The sequence below is a fragment of the Bacillus sp. NTK034 genome, from assembly GCF_017303275.1.
Classification (GTDB): domain Bacteria; phylum Bacillota; class Bacilli; order Bacillales; family Cytobacillaceae; genus Cytobacillus.
The window spans coordinates 74,764-88,701 of the sequence record NZ_JAFKOJ010000013.1; the positions used below are offsets into that span (position 1 = coordinate 74,764).

The following is a 13,938-nucleotide window of genomic DNA, read 5'->3' on the forward strand; positions in this document are numbered from 1 at the left end:
GAAGAAATACGATAGATTTCTCCAGGGTTTTTTATTACTTCAATGTTTATGTATGCGAATTAAAATAGACACAGATCCTGCAGCCATTCTGTTCTTGAATTGGAATATCCATATCATAGATTTCACGAAGCACATCAGAATTTATGATTTCATGGGTCGGCCCATTTTTCATCAGCCTGCCATTTTTTAACGCTACAATGCGATCAGAATAAACAGATGCAAAATTTATGTCATGCAAAACAATGACAACCGTCTTTCCTAGTTCATCAACTAATTTGCGCAAAATTTTCATAATTTGAACAGAATGCTTCATATCCAGGTTATTTAAAGGCTCATCCAGCAGGATATAATCCGTATCCTGCGCGATGACCATTGCTATAAATGCCCGTTGCTTTTGACCACCTGATAGTTCATCTAAATATTTGTCTTGCATATCAGCCAAATTCATGTATTCAATGGCTTGATCAACAAAATTTTCGTCCTCAGCTGTTAAACGCCCTCTTGAATAGGGATAACGCCCAAATGATACAAGCTCACGCACCGTTAATCTCACATTAAGGTAATTGGCTTGTTTCAATATGGATACTCTCTTTGCAAAGTCCGAAGACTTCCACTTTCTCACATTATTCTGATCGAGCAATACTTCACCTGTATCTGCTTCCAATAAACGGCTTACCATAGAAAGAAGTGTTGATTTACCAGCACCATTCGGTCCAATAAAAGAGGTTATGGCTCCCGGCTCAATTGTGACCGTAACATCCTCTACAACAGGCTTTTTACCAAATTGCTTTGTTAATCCTTTGATTTCAATCATCCTGCTGCCCTACTTTCCTTAAGTAATAGATAAATAAAGTAAATACCACCGATAAAATTAATAATGACACTTAATGTTGTACGCAATTCAAAAATATGCTCCACAAGGAAATTTCCGCCAACCAATGCAATAATACTGATTAAACTGGCTCCCAATATATGAATAGAGTGCTTATACGTCACAAGATATTGATAAGAAAGGTTTGCAACGATTAATCCAAAGAATGTAATTGGACCAACTAGTGCTGTAGATGTGGCAATTAAAACAGACGATAAAATTAAAATTCTCATAACCATACCGTCATAATTAATGCCTAGATTCATCGCATTTTCGCGGCCCAGTGACATAACATCCAGTTTATCCATAATAAGGTATCCATAAAAGAATGCAAGGAACAGGATGCCAATTGAAATAAATAATAACTCCGCTTTTACGTTTGTAAAGGTCGCGAATAAACGACTTTGAAGGCTTAAATATTCGACTGGATCAATCAATACTTGCAGAAATGTAACAAAGCTTCCCAGGAGTGTTCCTATAATCATCCCTATTAATAGAAGAAAATATATTGGGTGCTTATCAGCTCTGAATAAAAATCGATATAAAATCAAGGCAAAGACGACCATGGCAAAAATGGCTGCACCAAAGTTTAAGTATTTATTTAACACCCACACTGACATTGATCCTGCAAAGAAGTAGATTAATGTCTGTACTACTTGATACATAGAATCAAGGCCCATGATAGAAGGTGTTAAAATACGATTATGTGTAATTGTCTGGAACACAATTGTGGAATAAGCAATCGCAATACCTGTTATAATCATCGCTGTAACTCGGAGCATACGCTTTGGAAAAGCATAATCAAAGCCGCCTTTAATATCATAAAAGCCATATAGCAAAACAAACACAATGGCAATAGCTGCTAATATTATCAGTTTTGTACTATTTCGCATATGCTCTCCCCCTAAGCAGCATCGTTAAGAAGATTGCACTGCCAATCACTGCCACTGTTACATTAACTGGAATTTCATATGGATGAATAATGATGCGTCCTAGAATGTCACATATTAATAAGAAGACAACCCCTAACACCGCTGTGTGCGGAATCGTTTTGCGCAAGTTATCACCCAAATAAAGAGATACAATATTTGGCACAATCAGACCTAAAAATGGAATAACCCCTACAGTAAGGACAACCGTGGTCGAAATAATCGCAACAAGAATCAGGCCAATATTTAGTACCATCTTATAACTTAAACCTAGATTTCTCGCAAAATCTTCACCCATTCCTGCTACTGTAAATTTATTCGCATATAGATACGCTAAAATAATAGCCGGAATACTAACATACAAAAGCTCATAACGGCCAGCAATAATCAAAGTGAAACTTCCCATAAGCCAAGAAGATATATTTTGCAGAAGATCTGCTTCATATCCAAAGAAGGTTGTAATGGAAGATAAAATATTTCCATACATAATTCCAACTAATGGAACAAAAATAACATCTTTAAATTTTATACGATCTAAGATCTGCATAAAAAGAAATGTACCTGCTAAAGCAAAGGCAAAACTAAAAATAACTTGCTGTGTATAGGTTACATTCGTAAAAAACAGCATGGAAATTAAAATACCCAGCTTTGCTGCATCCAATGTTCCAGCCGTAGTTGGTGATACAAACTTATTTCGGCTTAAAGATTGCATAATTAAACCGGCAATACTCATCCCTGCCCCCGCTAATATAATCGCCAATAGCCGTGGAATGCGGCTAATAAGGAAGATATGTGTTTCATCTGATTCCCAATTAAGCAGATCCTTAGGCGTTATATCTATTGCACCGATAAACAGTGAGATAAAAGACAGAACGATGGCTGCAATTCCTAACATCCATAATCTCATTAATAACCCTCATAACATGTTTATTATCAATTCAACAACTGAAAAGACCTTTATTCCAATTAAAGGAGTAGAAGTAAATCTTTAAATCTACTTTAAATATAATGATAATCATTATCATCAAAAAGCAAAAAAAAGAACCTTGATATGTATAGCTTTTTCGTTTATTGAAAATGATTATCAACTTACTAACACAATTAATGTATCACAAAAAATATTAAAAGAAAAGAGGCAGATTGTAAATTCCGGTAATTGTCTAAATTTATTTTCACTTTAATAAGGGAACTTAAACTAAAAGAAGATTCAAACCAAAAAGTTGAATCCCCCATTTTTTGCTTCTATAGTGTTTTAATTAGAACACGAATAGCTTCAGATACGTCAATCTGATTCTCCTGGCAGTGATTGGTGAGCTGCCGATATGTTTCCTCATCCAGCCTTACATGAACAGTGTGCAAATATTTTTCAGAATCTAGCTTTTTCGGCCTTCCTCTTGTAACTTTTCTTTTGCCGCTCCCGTCTTTCCAGACATTTATGATGACATATCCGTGTTTTTGAAGCCAAAGATCACAATCATACTCTTTCCACATGGTTTTGGCTCTTTGCAGAAATTCAAGCTTGAATTTCTCCAGCTCATCTCCTTGAAGTCCCTTCATGACCGCTTTTTCCATCGCCTTATGCTCGTTAAATTGGAGAAATTGGTCGTAAGATTTGAATGTTAATTCTTTCATTTTTCCGCTCCCATAATCTATTATCTTTCTATAAAAATCATACCCTTTAAGAAAACAGTTGTAAATCCTGACTGAATCCGTCAATTCCTTCATTTTTACACTGACTGCAAAGTTTTCACAGCTTAAACGAATGCTAAATTATGCCTGTCTTATTTATAATAATCTTTTAAAAAAAAAGCTCTTTTCGTGTAAATTGTTGTTTTTCGCCTATTAATGTTGTCCGTTGATTTCCGCTCCAGGCTGCTCGCTTTCCGCGGGGCGGGCGGTGAGCCTCCTCGACGCTGCGCGTCTGCGGGGTCTCACCTGTCCCGCTACTCCCGCAGGACTTTGAATAAGCATCCTCGAATAAGCATCCTCGAATAAGCAACCGCACGAAGGAAATGCGCCAGCATTTTCGAGGATCTCGCACCTTCCGCTACAATCAACTCAGTAAATCATATACAAAAAGCAACGAAATAGCCTTAAAAAAAAGACCCAATCCTGCAATTGGATTGAGTCTAACTTGATCAAATTTTTAATAATGTTGTGGAGCAGTAATTTTTGAAGTCGGCACCCCAACTTTACTGGTCCAACGTTATTTTCAGTATAGAATTTCCTTACTCCACAGTAACCGACTTAGCCAGGTTACGCGGCTTATCTACGTCACACTCGCGGTGCAGCGCAGCAAAATAAGAGATTAATTGTAAAGGTATTACAGAGATAAGAGGTGTTAATAGCTCGTTCACTTCCGGAATGATAAAGCTGTCTTCTTCTGTTTCCAGCCCTTTCATGGAAATGATACAAGGGTTTGCTCCGCGGGCAACAACCTCTTTGACATTGCCGCGAATGCTTAAGTTAACACTTTCTTGAGTTGCCAAGGCAATGATTGGCGTACCGTTCTCAATTAAGGCGATCGTTCCATGCTTTAATTCTCCGCCTGCAAAGCCTTCAGCTTGAATATATGAAATTTCCTTCAGTTTAAGTGCACCCTCAAGACCAACATAGTAGTCGATACCACGGCCAATGAAGAAAGCATTGCGTGTAGTGGAAAGGAATTTGCGTGCAATGTCTTCGAACTCTTCTTTCGCATCGCAAAGGACTTCCATTGCGTTAGCAACAATGCCCAGCTCCTGAACAAGGTTGAAGTCCATTTCCAATCCGCGGCTCTTCGCTGTAACTTCTGCAAGAATGGATAATACAGCAATCTGAGCTGTATAAGCCTTGGTAGAAGCAACAGCAATTTCAGGACCCGCATGAAGCAATAGCGTGTAATCCGCTTCACGGGATAGAGTAGAACCAGGAACATTTGTAATCGTTAACGCCTTATGGCCCATTTCCTTTACATTCACAAGCACGGCACGGCTGTCTGCTGTTTCACCGCTTTGAGAGATAAAGATAAATAACGGCTTCTCTGAAAGCAGCGGAATATTGTAGCCAAACTCACTTGAAATATGAACTTCAACTGGAATTTTTGCGATTTTTTCAATAAACTGCTTTCCAACAAGACCTGCATGATAAGAAGTCCCGGCAGCAATGATATAAATGCGGTCTGCATCGTTCATTGCTTCAACGATTTCCTGGTCGATTGTCAGCTCGCCATTATCATTTTGATACTTCTGGATGATTTTGCGCATCACTAAAGGCTGCTCATCGATTTCTTTCAGCATGTAGTGAGGATATGTTCCTTTTTCAATATCGCTTGCATCCAATTCGGCGGTATACGGATCCCGGCTGATTTCCTCGCCATTCAGCGTCTGGATTTTTACAGCATCTTTTGTGACAATAACGATTTCTTTATCCATTAATTCAACATATTGATCTGTAACTTGCAGCATCGCCATTGCGTCAGAAGCGACTACATTGAATGTTTCACCTAATCCAACCAGAAGAGGGCTTTTGTTTTTTGCAACAAAAATCGTTTCATCGTTTTCTGCATCCAAAAGGGCGATCGCATATGAGCCTTTTAAAAGTGTCAGCGTTTTGCGGAACGCTTCTTCAGTATTAGAACCTTCGTTCAAGAATAATTCAATAAGCTGAACGATGATTTCTGTATCTGTATCACTTTTAAGGGAAACTCCCTGCAAATATTCGCGCTTTAAAATGTCATAGTTCTCAATTACGCCATTGTGGACAAGCGTTAAACGGCCGGAGTTGCTTTGATGAGGGTGAGCATTTACTTTGCTTGGAACACCATGAGTTGCCCAGCGGGTGTGCCCAATCCCTGTGTTTGCCATCACATCTTCATCAACAATGCTGCGAAGATCCGCAATACGGCCTTTTTCCTTGAAAACCTGAACGCCGTTATCATTCATAACCGCGATGCCAGCTGAATCATAGCCTCTATATTCAAGCTTCTCCAAGCCCTTTAATAAAATTTCCTTTGAATCTAAGTTTCCAATATATCCAACGATACCACACATACTTCTCTTCCTCCTAATAATGAAGGGGCAAGAAGCCTTTTCGGGGCACTCCTGCCCCTTATCTCTGTTTTTTATATTCGCCGCTCTAAGGGGCATTACAGCCTCTTGGGTGAGCGTTTCTTAGTTTTAGCATTCCCTTCTCTTTGTGCATTCAGTTGCCCGAATGTTTTAAAGAAGAAATCATCGGTTGTGCTTTCAACCGGGAGGCATCCGCCGAACATTCGATAAACCTCCTCCTCGTCAACTAATCCTTACGTCCAGGATCAGTTCAGGCGCTTTAAATTAATTTGTTCACTATCCACCTTTCTCTTTTTGAATGAAGCTGTCTTGTATTCTTAAATACAAAAACAGGATTATCATACATCAAAGTCAGACTTCCGTCAACAGATAAATGAATATGGAGAGGATGGAAGCTCCCACAAATTAAAATATGCATAAGGGAGTTCAGGAGTTCCCTTATGCATATGAATTGTGCTGCTTATTCTTTTAATCCCATTTCACTTTCAACAACAGCAGAGATGCGCTCTACATAAGACGCACACAGCTCACCTGTTGGCGCTTCTGCCATTACACGGACAAGCGGCTCTGTACCGGAAGGGCGGACAAGGATCCGGCCGTTTCCGTTCATTTCTTCTTCAACCTGCGCAATGACTTCTTTCACTTTTTCATTGTCTGTCACATGGTGTTTATCTGTAACACGGATGTTCACAAGCTTCTGCGGGAATTTCTGCATTTCGTTTGCAAGCTCAGATAGCGGCTTTTTGGTTACTTTCATGATGTTAACAAGCTGAAGGCCTGTCAAAAGCCCATCTCCAGTTGTGATGTAGTCCAGGAAAATGATATGTCCTGACTGTTCTCCGCCAAGGTTGTAACCGTTCTTCTTCATTTCCTCCACAACATAGCGGTCGCCTACAGCTGTCTGAACACTTTCCACACCGTTGGCTTCAAGCCCTTTATAGAATCCAAGGTTGCTCATCACAGTGGAAACTACTGTGTTTTGCTTAAGCCTTCCCTGCTCTTTCATATATTTTCCGCAGATATACATGATCTGGTCGCCATCTACAATATCGCCATTTTCATCAATGGCAATTAAACGGTCTCCATCGCCATCAAATGCCAAACCTACATCTGCTTCTTTTTCCTTAACAAAGGCAGATAGTGCCTCAGGATGAGTAGAACCGACTCCTGCATTGATATTTAATCCGTTAGGAGATGCTCCCATCATTGAAAGATCAGCATCAAGATCAGCAAATAGGTGTGTTGCCAGAGGAGAAGTGGCACCATGTGCACAATCAAGCGCAATGTGGATGCCAGAGAAATCTTCATCAACCGTCTGCTTTAGGTATTGAAGATACTTCTGTCCGCCTTCAAAATAATCATTTACCTGTCCCAGGCTGCCTCCGACCGGTCTTGGAAGCTGGTCTGCTTCCATATCCATTAATTCCTCAATCTCAGCTTCCTGAGCATCAGAAAGTTTAAATCCATCCGGGCCAAAGAACTTGATTCCGTTATCTTCAACAGGATTATGGGATGCAGAAATCATTACGCCAGCTTCTGCACCCAGTGCTTTTGTTAAATAAGCGACGCCAGGCGTTGAAATGACTCCGAGACGCATAACTTCTGCTCCGATTGATAATAGCCCCGCTACAAGTGCGCCTTCCAGCATATGGCCCGAAATACGGGTATCACGGCCGATTAATACTTTCGGACGATCATGGTCCTTTGTTAATACATAACCCCCAAAGCGGCCCAGTTTAAAAGCCAGCTCCGGTGTCAGTTCACTATTTGCAACTCCTCGTACTCCATCTGTACCGAAATATTTACCCATTTTATAATCGCTCCTTCTAACTTTAAAAACTATATTAAGCTTCTTCTTTTTGCGTAATCGTTATGGTCGCTTTGCCTGTTGCAGGTTTTATATCCACCCCTGAAGGGCCATCGACGCTGATTGGCACCTCATGGTCACCTTCACCAAGGTCTGCCAGGCTCAAATATATATTAAAATCTTCTGCTTTGAGATCCTGAACCGTGCTGCTTTTACCGGTAACCGTAATACTTGTCCGTCCGGAAGCTGGGTTTTTAAGGACCGCTTCATATTCTTCAGCTAAGTCCACTAAGTTGATGGGGAGGCTTGAAAAGGTTTTGGTTTCCTCTTGTTCCTGTGCCTCTGTTTCTTCAGCAGGCTCTTCTGTATTATCCTCTTCATTCACATTCTCCTCAGTGCTGACGTCTACAGTCGCCTTCACTGTCTTAGGATCGACTGCAGAAATCCCATCCGGAATAATAACCGGCAGGGTGAGCACGGTATCTTTTTCAATCTTGCTGACATCCACCTCTACCCTGACACTTTCAGTCTCATTTAATATTTCTTCCCGGCCCGTAATAGAAGCCTCGTCAACATCGAGTTCAATCGAATTAATGGTAACACCATCTTGAGGTTCTCCCTTCCGGACGATCGTAACGGGAACCGTCTTGCTTAACTGCTTAACAGGTACTGTTACTTGAATCACTTCGGGTTCCACAATAACATCAAGCTTATTCATCTCACGGTCCAATACCCTGACAGTTGCTTCATTAGTGATTGTCTCGGTTATTGGCCCCTTTACATCAAGAGTTGCTTTAACAAAGCTGATCCGCTCAATCACTTCTTTTGCTCCCGTGATTTTTACCGTCTTTGGTTCTGCAGATGCCGCTTCGGCGGTATAGCCCTCACCAAGCAGGCCATTATTAAATTCTGCATCCACTTTAAATTCCTGGGTCACTTTTTCATGGACTGTCACATCTGCATATTGCGGATTGATCGTCACATCAAGTTTATCTGAGATATCGCGGATCTTAATTTCCACTCGTTGAGAGCCAGTTTCTGCATTTGTCAAATCTACATATACTTCAAAATTCTGCTGTTTTTTTGCTGGCTCAAGGTGGCTCTTGGGACCCTCTATGCTCAAATCAACAGTATCCGGAATACCGGTAACAACCAGATTTTCCGTATCATAATAGCTTTTCACAGGGACATCTTCAATAATGTCTGAATCCTGCTGGCCTGGAACGTTAATGTCCTTTAATTCCTTATCTGCATCATATACTGAATCAAATAGAAAAAGTGCCAGAATCAAAGCAACAATTTTCATGAACCAGCGGGTGTCTACCAATTTATCAATTAACTTATCCATTCTTTTTCCCCCTCCAGTTCCAAAGACCTGAAGAAGTCTGCTTTATTTTATGTTGAACAAGCAACTCATTTGAAAGCATATCTTTAAAAGCTTCAGCTTTTAAATCACGGTGCAGCTCACCGTTTTTGGTTAAGGAAACACTTCCTGTTTCCTCTGAAACGATAATGGTAATACTGTCAGTTACTTCACTTATACCTAAAGCAGCCCTGTGTCTGGTGCCCAGCTCTTTTGAGATGAATGGACTTTCTGACAGCGGCAGATAACACGCTGCTGCAGCCACACAATTCTTTTGAATGATAACGGCTCCGTCATGCAGCGGTGTATTCGGTATAAATATATTAATCAGGAGCTCAGATGAAATTTTGGAATCCAGCTGAATACCGGTTTCAATATAATCGTTCATCCCTGTTTCCCGCTCAACTGAAATAAGCGCCCCAATGCGGCGTTTAGCCATATAATCCACAGCCTTTGCAATGGATTCGACCAGTTTCTCCTGATTTTCCTCCTCCTGATTAGCCGTCCTTGAGAAGAATCTTCCTCTTCCCAATTGCTCCAGTGCTCTTCGCAGCTCCGGCTGGAAAATGATTATGATGGCCAGAAATCCCCAAAGAAGCACTTGTTCCATCATCCATCCTAATGTTTGCAGGTGGAACTTGTCGCTTGCTACTTTAACCAGAATAATGACAAAAATCCCCTTCAGCAATTGGACAGCCTTTGTTCCTTTAACAATCATTATGAGCTTATAGATGACGTACCAGACAAGGAGAATGTCTATTGTATTAGCCAACAATTTCAAAATAGAGAAATCTGCAAACGACATTATCCTTCCTCCAATTATATATTTCAAAAGCAAAAATGCTTAAAGTTCTTTTATGTAACTTTCATATTATATCATATTTAACGCTAATTCCAATTTTGAGACAACAGACACCATCTGGAAAAATAAGCACACTAAGAATCCCTGCCTTAAAGCAGGGATTCTTACTATGGTTATGCCTATTTCTCTTTTTCTGTTTCTCCGCTTTCAAATACATTAACAGCATCCTTGGCTGCCTTTTTGATGTGATACCAAAGCCATTCGAAAATGGCATCAACCTCTTCGATTTCTCCGGTAACATTACCGGCTGAAGCCATGTACTGCTGGCCATTGATGACCGTAACATTTCCCTCTATTTCGCCCTGGATTTCCAAGTCACCGTTCTTAACCACTACATCGCCTTTTACCACTTCTCCTTCCGGTACGATCACCTTATCGTTTTGCACCACAAGGTTTGGCTGCTTAGAAACCGATAATTGGTGATCCTGATCCCAGGAAGAAGCGACGCTTCCCATCATCAGAACAAGAAAGAGGGACGCCGCAGTTAAAAGCGGATGATGCCTGAACCAGCGCTGGACACCGACTTTCCGCTTTTCTTTGGGCAATTTCGCCATAACGTTTGCCGTAAAATTTTCAGGTGCCTGTATATGTGAAGTGCTTTGGACTAAAGCGATCGTCTTCTTTAATTCATGGAAATGAATTTGGCATTCCTCACAATTCTGCAAGTGTGCCCTTAATTCCATCTCATGTTCGGCTGAGATCTCTTCATCTAGGTACTCATGCATATAAACAACCATTTCTGCTGGACATTTCAAAGTTCTCACCCTCTTTTTAAACGTATCTTAATTGATTCCTAAGTGCTTCCCGGCCCCGGTGAATCCTGGTTTTAACCGTTCCCAGAGGAAGGTCGAGCGTTTCACTGATCTCGTTCAGCGATAATTCTTCAATATATTTTAAAACAATAACCGAACGATATTTCTCCGGAAGCTTCGATATCTCCCTTTGGATTGTTTCCTGCAATTCCAGACTTTCTACATCTTCCTCAGGCAGCCTCGCATCGGAAGCAATTTGAGAATACATGTTCAGTCCATCCGTTCCTGCGACCTCTGCATCCAGATAATAATCAGGCTTCTTTTTTCTGATTCTGTCTATACATAGGTTTGTGGCAATCCGAAAAAGCCACGTGGAAAACTTCAAGTCAATATTAAAGCTGGCAATGTTTACATAGGCTCTTAAGAAAGCCTCCTGAGCGATATCCTCTGCCTCATGCCTGTTTCCCAGCATTCTGTAGCATATCTGAAAAACTTTATCTTTGTATATTTCAACAACTTCAGCATAAGCATCCTGGTCGCCCTTTAATACTTGCTTTATCCTCTTCTTTACGATTGTCTCCATTTTTTACCTCAGCTCCAGTGCGGCTAATCGATAATACGAACCGATAGCGGAAAAGGTTTCATTTTAATAAAAAAACATTCAATTTCTATATTAGCAAATTTTTACTTATTCTGGTTTAATTTTTTTCTTTTAGGGTATAAAAGTACTAAATTATTCGAAAAGGGTTGGTTACGGTGTGTGTTAAGGAATTATTGAGAGATATTGAGGATTGCCGGTCAAGAATGATGCAGTTAGCAGCTTCCGCTTCTTTTACAGATCACATGGTAGTTGATACGAGCACGAAACTCGATCAGCTTCTAAATAAATATTATACACTCACAGCAAAAAAATGAGCAGAACTTGTTTACGTTCTGCTCATTTTTATTTTCTATTATAGAAGCTTTTCGCCAAATAATGAACCCATTAGCGCGACTGCCACGGTAGCTGTTTTATTTTTGTCATCCAAAATTGGATTAACCTCTACAAATTCAGCCGATGTTATGATCTGAGCTTCTGCAAGCATCTCCATGGCCAAATGGCTTTCACGATAGCTGATGCCGCCAATAACGGGAGTTCCAACACCCGGTGCATCATGCGGATCCAGTCCATCCAAATCCAGAGACAGATGAACACCATCTGTATTTCTTTCTTTTAAATATGTAATAGACTCCTCCATAACTTTGGTCATCCCAAGCCGGTCAATTTCGTGCATGGTATATACTTTAATGCCTTTTTCCTTAATTAGCTCCCGTTCTCCTTCATCCAAAGATCTTGCTCCAATAATAACAATATTCTCCGGCTTAACCTTTGGAGCATATCCTCCTACATTGGTTAAAAGCGGGTGCCCAATTCCCAGGCTTACTGCAAGTGGCATGCCATGAATGTTCCCTGAAGGTGAAGTTTCAGCTGTATTTAAGTCCCCGTGGGCATCATACCAGATTACTCCAAGATTTTTGTAGTGCTTCGAAACACCGGCTAATGTTCCAATTGCGATGCTGTGATCGCCGCCAAGTACTAATGGAAAAGAACCACTTTCTATTGCTTTATCAACTTCTTCTCCTAGTTTTTCTGTCTTTTCAGCAATAAGGTCCAAGTTTCTAAGATTTGAATTTGGATCGATTTGAACTTCCGGACGGCCGATGGCAATATCACCCTGGTCATGGACTTCTTCGAATAAACACTTTAATCGCTCATTTACACCTGCATATCGGATCGCACTTGGTCCCATGTCCACACCGCGTCTCATCTGGCCAAGATCCATCGGCATTCCAATTATCGATAATTTCTGTCTTTTCATATTACAAGTCCTCCCTTTCCCTTCATACTCTTATTTTAACCGCTTTCAAACACATGACTCAACTCGACAAAATCGTGTATATATATGCGGCTGCCGGGGAAGGTAATCTTAAAAATCAAGGTGTTAACTTTCCAATAAGGAGAAATAAAAAATCCCTAAACCATGCTGGTTTAAGGATTGTCGAATTATGTATAATGGTGGAGCCTAGCGGGATCGAACCGCTGACCTCCTGCGTGCAAAGCAGGCGCTCTCCCAGCTGAGCTAAGGCCCCATTTTGGAGCGGAAGACGGGATTCGAACCCGCGACCCCCACCTTGGCAAGGTGATGTTCTACCACTGAACTACTTCCGCAAAAATATTTATATTTACAAGTAAGACCTTCAGGAGTCGATTCCCAAGGTCTGTGTTTTTCTATAAAGTGAGCCATGAAGGACTCGAACCTTCGACCCTCTGATTAAAAGTCAGATGCTCTACCGACTGAGCTAATGGCTCAAAATATAATTCTGATGCCTAAACTTAATTTGCAGATGTGCTTCAAAGCCCTGCGGTCTTTGTCGCAGATTTTAAAAGCTTGCCATTCAGGGATGTAACGCTTCGATGCTGCATTCTTTTAAAATCCTCTACCAACTGAGCTAATGGCTCGAAAATGGCTGGGCTAGCAGGATTCGAACCTGCGAGTGACGGAGTCAAAGTCCGGTGCCTTACCGCTTGGCTATAGCCCAATAATTACAAAATAAAAAGGACATTCATAGCTTGTCCAGTTTTTTGTGTTTTATTAAGAATAAATGGTGGAGGGGGGCAGATTCGAACTGCCGAACCCGAAGGAGCGGATTTACAGTCCGCCGCGTTTAGCCACTTCGCTACCCCTCCATCTATAAAAAAAGATGGTGCCGGCGAGAGGACTTGAACCCCCAACCTACTGATTACAAGTCAGTTGCTCTACCAATTGAGCTACACCGGCAAATATGGTGGAGGATGACGGGATCGAACCGCCGACCCTCTGCTTGTAAGGCAGATGCTCTCCCAGCTGAGCTAATCCTCCATTATGGTGACCCCTACGGGATTCGAACCCGTGTTACCGCCGTGAAAGGGCGGTGTCTTAACCGCTTGACCAAGGGGCCTAGAACTCTAGTTGTCTACATTAAGAGAGCTTCCAACCGGGCTCGAACCGGTGACCTCTTCCTTACCATGGAAGTGCTCTACCTGCTGAGCTATGGAAGCAACAGCTCATAATTCCCAAAAGGGGCTTTATGAAAATGGCTCCGCAGGCAGGATTCGAACCTGCGACCGTTCGGTTAACAGCCGAATGCTCTACCACTGAGCTACTGCGGAAAAGTGGTATTTTAGTAAACAGCCCGGCAGCGTCCTACTCTCACAAGGGGACAGCCCCTAACTACCATCGGCGCTGAGAAGCTTAACTTCCGTGTTCGGTATGGGAACGGGTGTG

The 13,938-nt window shown here is 41.3% G+C and carries 13 protein-coding genes, 10 tRNA genes and 1 rRNA gene; 1 reads left to right on the plus strand and 23 read right to left on the minus strand.

Going from position 1 to position 13,938, the window contains the following annotated elements; translation table 11 throughout:
* Positions 1-46 precede the first annotated feature (46 nt).
* The 11 genes from JI665_RS25675 to sigW all read right to left on the minus strand — a co-directional run bounded on the left by JI665_RS25675 (position 47) and on the right by sigW (position 11,216).
* Positions 47-814 (minus strand): ABC transporter ATP-binding protein, encoded by a 768-nt coding sequence (locus tag JI665_RS25675; protein WP_206845547.1) that lies wholly within the window; start codon positions 812-814, stop codon positions 47-49.
* A complete protein-coding gene (locus JI665_RS25680; protein ID WP_206845549.1) occupies positions 811-1,764 on the minus strand; it encodes an iron chelate uptake ABC transporter family permease subunit in 954 nt (317 codons plus the stop codon). The genes JI665_RS25675 and JI665_RS25680 overlap by 4 nt, the downstream gene beginning before the upstream one ends.
* Positions 1,754-2,707, minus strand: a complete 954-nt coding sequence (locus tag JI665_RS25685) for an ABC transporter permease (RefSeq protein WP_206845551.1) — start codon at positions 2,705-2,707, stop codon at positions 1,754-1,756. The genes JI665_RS25680 and JI665_RS25685 overlap by 11 nt, the downstream gene beginning before the upstream one ends.
* A gap of 335 nt (positions 2,708-3,042) precedes the next feature.
* On the minus strand, positions 3,043-3,432 hold the full coding sequence (locus tag JI665_RS25690; protein ID WP_206845553.1) for a ribbon-helix-helix protein, CopG family: 390 nt from the start codon (positions 3,430-3,432) through the stop codon (positions 3,043-3,045).
* Between the two features lie 596 nt (positions 3,433-4,028).
* Complete coding sequence (gene glmS, locus JI665_RS25695) at positions 4,029-5,831, minus strand: glutamine--fructose-6-phosphate transaminase (isomerizing) (protein WP_206845555.1); 1,803 nt, start codon at positions 5,829-5,831, stop codon at positions 4,029-4,031.
* 95 nt (positions 5,832-5,926) lie between these two features.
* Positions 5,927-6,052: a hypothetical protein gene (locus tag JI665_RS29060; protein ID WP_275724031.1), complete on the minus strand. Its 126-nt coding sequence runs from the start codon at positions 6,050-6,052 to the stop codon at positions 5,927-5,929.
* Positions 6,053-6,309: 257 nt separating this feature from the next.
* Positions 6,310-7,659, minus strand: coding sequence for a phosphoglucosamine mutase (glmM, locus tag JI665_RS25700; protein ID WP_206845557.1), 1,350 nt, complete (start codon positions 7,657-7,659; stop codon positions 6,310-6,312).
* 34 nt (positions 7,660-7,693) lie between these two features.
* Positions 7,694-9,004: a CdaR family protein gene (locus JI665_RS25705; RefSeq protein WP_206845559.1), complete on the minus strand. Its 1,311-nt coding sequence runs from the start codon at positions 9,002-9,004 to the stop codon at positions 7,694-7,696.
* Positions 8,997-9,824 (minus strand): diadenylate cyclase CdaA, encoded by an 828-nt coding sequence (gene cdaA / locus JI665_RS25710; protein WP_206845561.1) that lies wholly within the window; start codon positions 9,822-9,824, stop codon positions 8,997-8,999. Before cdaA ends, JI665_RS25705 begins: the two co-directional genes overlap by 8 nt.
* A gap of 176 nt (positions 9,825-10,000) precedes the next feature.
* A complete protein-coding gene (locus JI665_RS25715; RefSeq protein WP_206845564.1) occupies positions 10,001-10,636 on the minus strand; it encodes an anti-sigma factor family protein in 636 nt (211 codons plus the stop codon).
* 16 nt (positions 10,637-10,652) lie between these two features.
* Positions 10,653-11,216 carry an RNA polymerase sigma factor SigW gene (sigW, locus tag JI665_RS25720; protein ID WP_206845567.1) on the minus strand — a complete coding sequence of 188 codons (564 nt, stop codon included), beginning with the start codon at positions 11,214-11,216 and terminating at the stop codon, positions 10,653-10,655.
* A 173-nt stretch (positions 11,217-11,389) separates the two neighbouring features.
* On the opposite strand from sigW, the gene JI665_RS28760 reads away from it, so the two are divergent.
* The gene (locus JI665_RS28760; RefSeq protein ID WP_206845568.1) at positions 11,390-11,548 is read left to right on the plus strand and encodes a Spo0E family sporulation regulatory protein-aspartic acid phosphatase; all 159 of its coding nucleotides are present in this window, start codon (positions 11,390-11,392) and stop codon (positions 11,546-11,548) included.
* 38 nt (positions 11,549-11,586) lie between these two features.
* Here the strand turns inward: JI665_RS28760 and rocF are convergent, their stop codons facing one another.
* From rocF to rrf, 12 genes are all read right to left on the minus strand, one after another.
* The gene (gene rocF / locus JI665_RS25730) at positions 11,587-12,492 is read right to left on the minus strand and encodes an arginase (RefSeq protein ID WP_206845569.1); all 906 of its coding nucleotides are present in this window, start codon (positions 12,490-12,492) and stop codon (positions 11,587-11,589) included.
* Positions 12,493-12,687: 195 nt separating this feature from the next.
* Positions 12,688-12,763: transfer RNA gene (locus JI665_RS25735), tRNA-Ala, on the minus strand.
* Between the two features lie 4 nt (positions 12,764-12,767).
* A tRNA-Gly gene (locus JI665_RS25740) sits at positions 12,768-12,842 on the minus strand.
* 68 nt (positions 12,843-12,910) lie between these two features.
* Positions 12,911-12,983: transfer RNA gene (locus tag JI665_RS25745), tRNA-Lys, on the minus strand.
* 155 nt (positions 12,984-13,138) lie between these two features.
* Positions 13,139-13,213, minus strand: a tRNA-Gln gene (locus JI665_RS25750).
* Between the two features lie 64 nt (positions 13,214-13,277).
* A tRNA-Tyr gene (locus JI665_RS25755) sits at positions 13,278-13,361 on the minus strand.
* 15 nt (positions 13,362-13,376) lie between these two features.
* Positions 13,377-13,452, minus strand: a tRNA-Thr gene (locus JI665_RS25760).
* A gap of 5 nt (positions 13,453-13,457) precedes the next feature.
* Positions 13,458-13,533, minus strand: a tRNA-Val gene (locus tag JI665_RS25765).
* Between the two features lie 4 nt (positions 13,534-13,537).
* Positions 13,538-13,612, minus strand: a tRNA-Glu gene (locus tag JI665_RS25770).
* 27 nt (positions 13,613-13,639) lie between these two features.
* Positions 13,640-13,712, minus strand: a tRNA-Thr gene (locus tag JI665_RS25775).
* 36 nt (positions 13,713-13,748) lie between these two features.
* A tRNA-Asn gene (locus JI665_RS25780) sits at positions 13,749-13,823 on the minus strand.
* Between the two features lie 21 nt (positions 13,824-13,844).
* Positions 13,845-13,938 (minus strand): 5S ribosomal RNA (gene rrf / locus JI665_RS25785); the annotation flags it as partial.

Coding starts and splice junctions, on each gene's coding strand:
- JI665_RS25675 (WP_206845547.1), bottom strand. CDS start 814: ATGATTGAAATCAAAGGATTAACAAAGCAATTTGGTAAAAAGCCTGTT.
- JI665_RS25680 (WP_206845549.1), bottom strand. CDS start 1,764: ATGCGAAATAGTACAAAACTGATAATATTAGCAGCTATTGCCATTGTG.
- JI665_RS25685 (WP_206845551.1), bottom strand. CDS start 2,707: ATGAGATTATGGATGTTAGGAATTGCAGCCATCGTTCTGTCTTTTATC.
- JI665_RS25690 (WP_206845553.1), bottom strand. CDS start 3,432: ATGAAAGAATTAACATTCAAATCTTACGACCAATTTCTCCAATTTAAC.
- glmS (WP_206845555.1), bottom strand. CDS start 5,831: ATGTGTGGTATCGTTGGATATATTGGAAACTTAGATTCAAAGGAAATT.
- JI665_RS29060 (WP_275724031.1), bottom strand. CDS start 6,052: ATGTTCGGCGGATGCCTCCCGGTTGAAAGCACAACCGATGATTTCTTC.
- glmM (WP_206845557.1), bottom strand. CDS start 7,659: ATGGGTAAATATTTCGGTACAGATGGAGTACGAGGAGTTGCAAATAGT.
- JI665_RS25705 (WP_206845559.1), bottom strand. CDS start 9,004: ATGGATAAGTTAATTGATAAATTGGTAGACACCCGCTGGTTCATGAAA.
- cdaA (WP_206845561.1), bottom strand. CDS start 9,824: ATGTCGTTTGCAGATTTCTCTATTTTGAAATTGTTGGCTAATACAATA.
- sigW (WP_206845567.1), bottom strand. CDS start 11,216: ATGGAGACAATCGTAAAGAAGAGGATAAAGCAAGTATTAAAGGGCGAC.
- rocF (WP_206845569.1), bottom strand. CDS start 12,492: ATGAAAAGACAGAAATTATCGATAATTGGAATGCCGATGGATCTTGGC.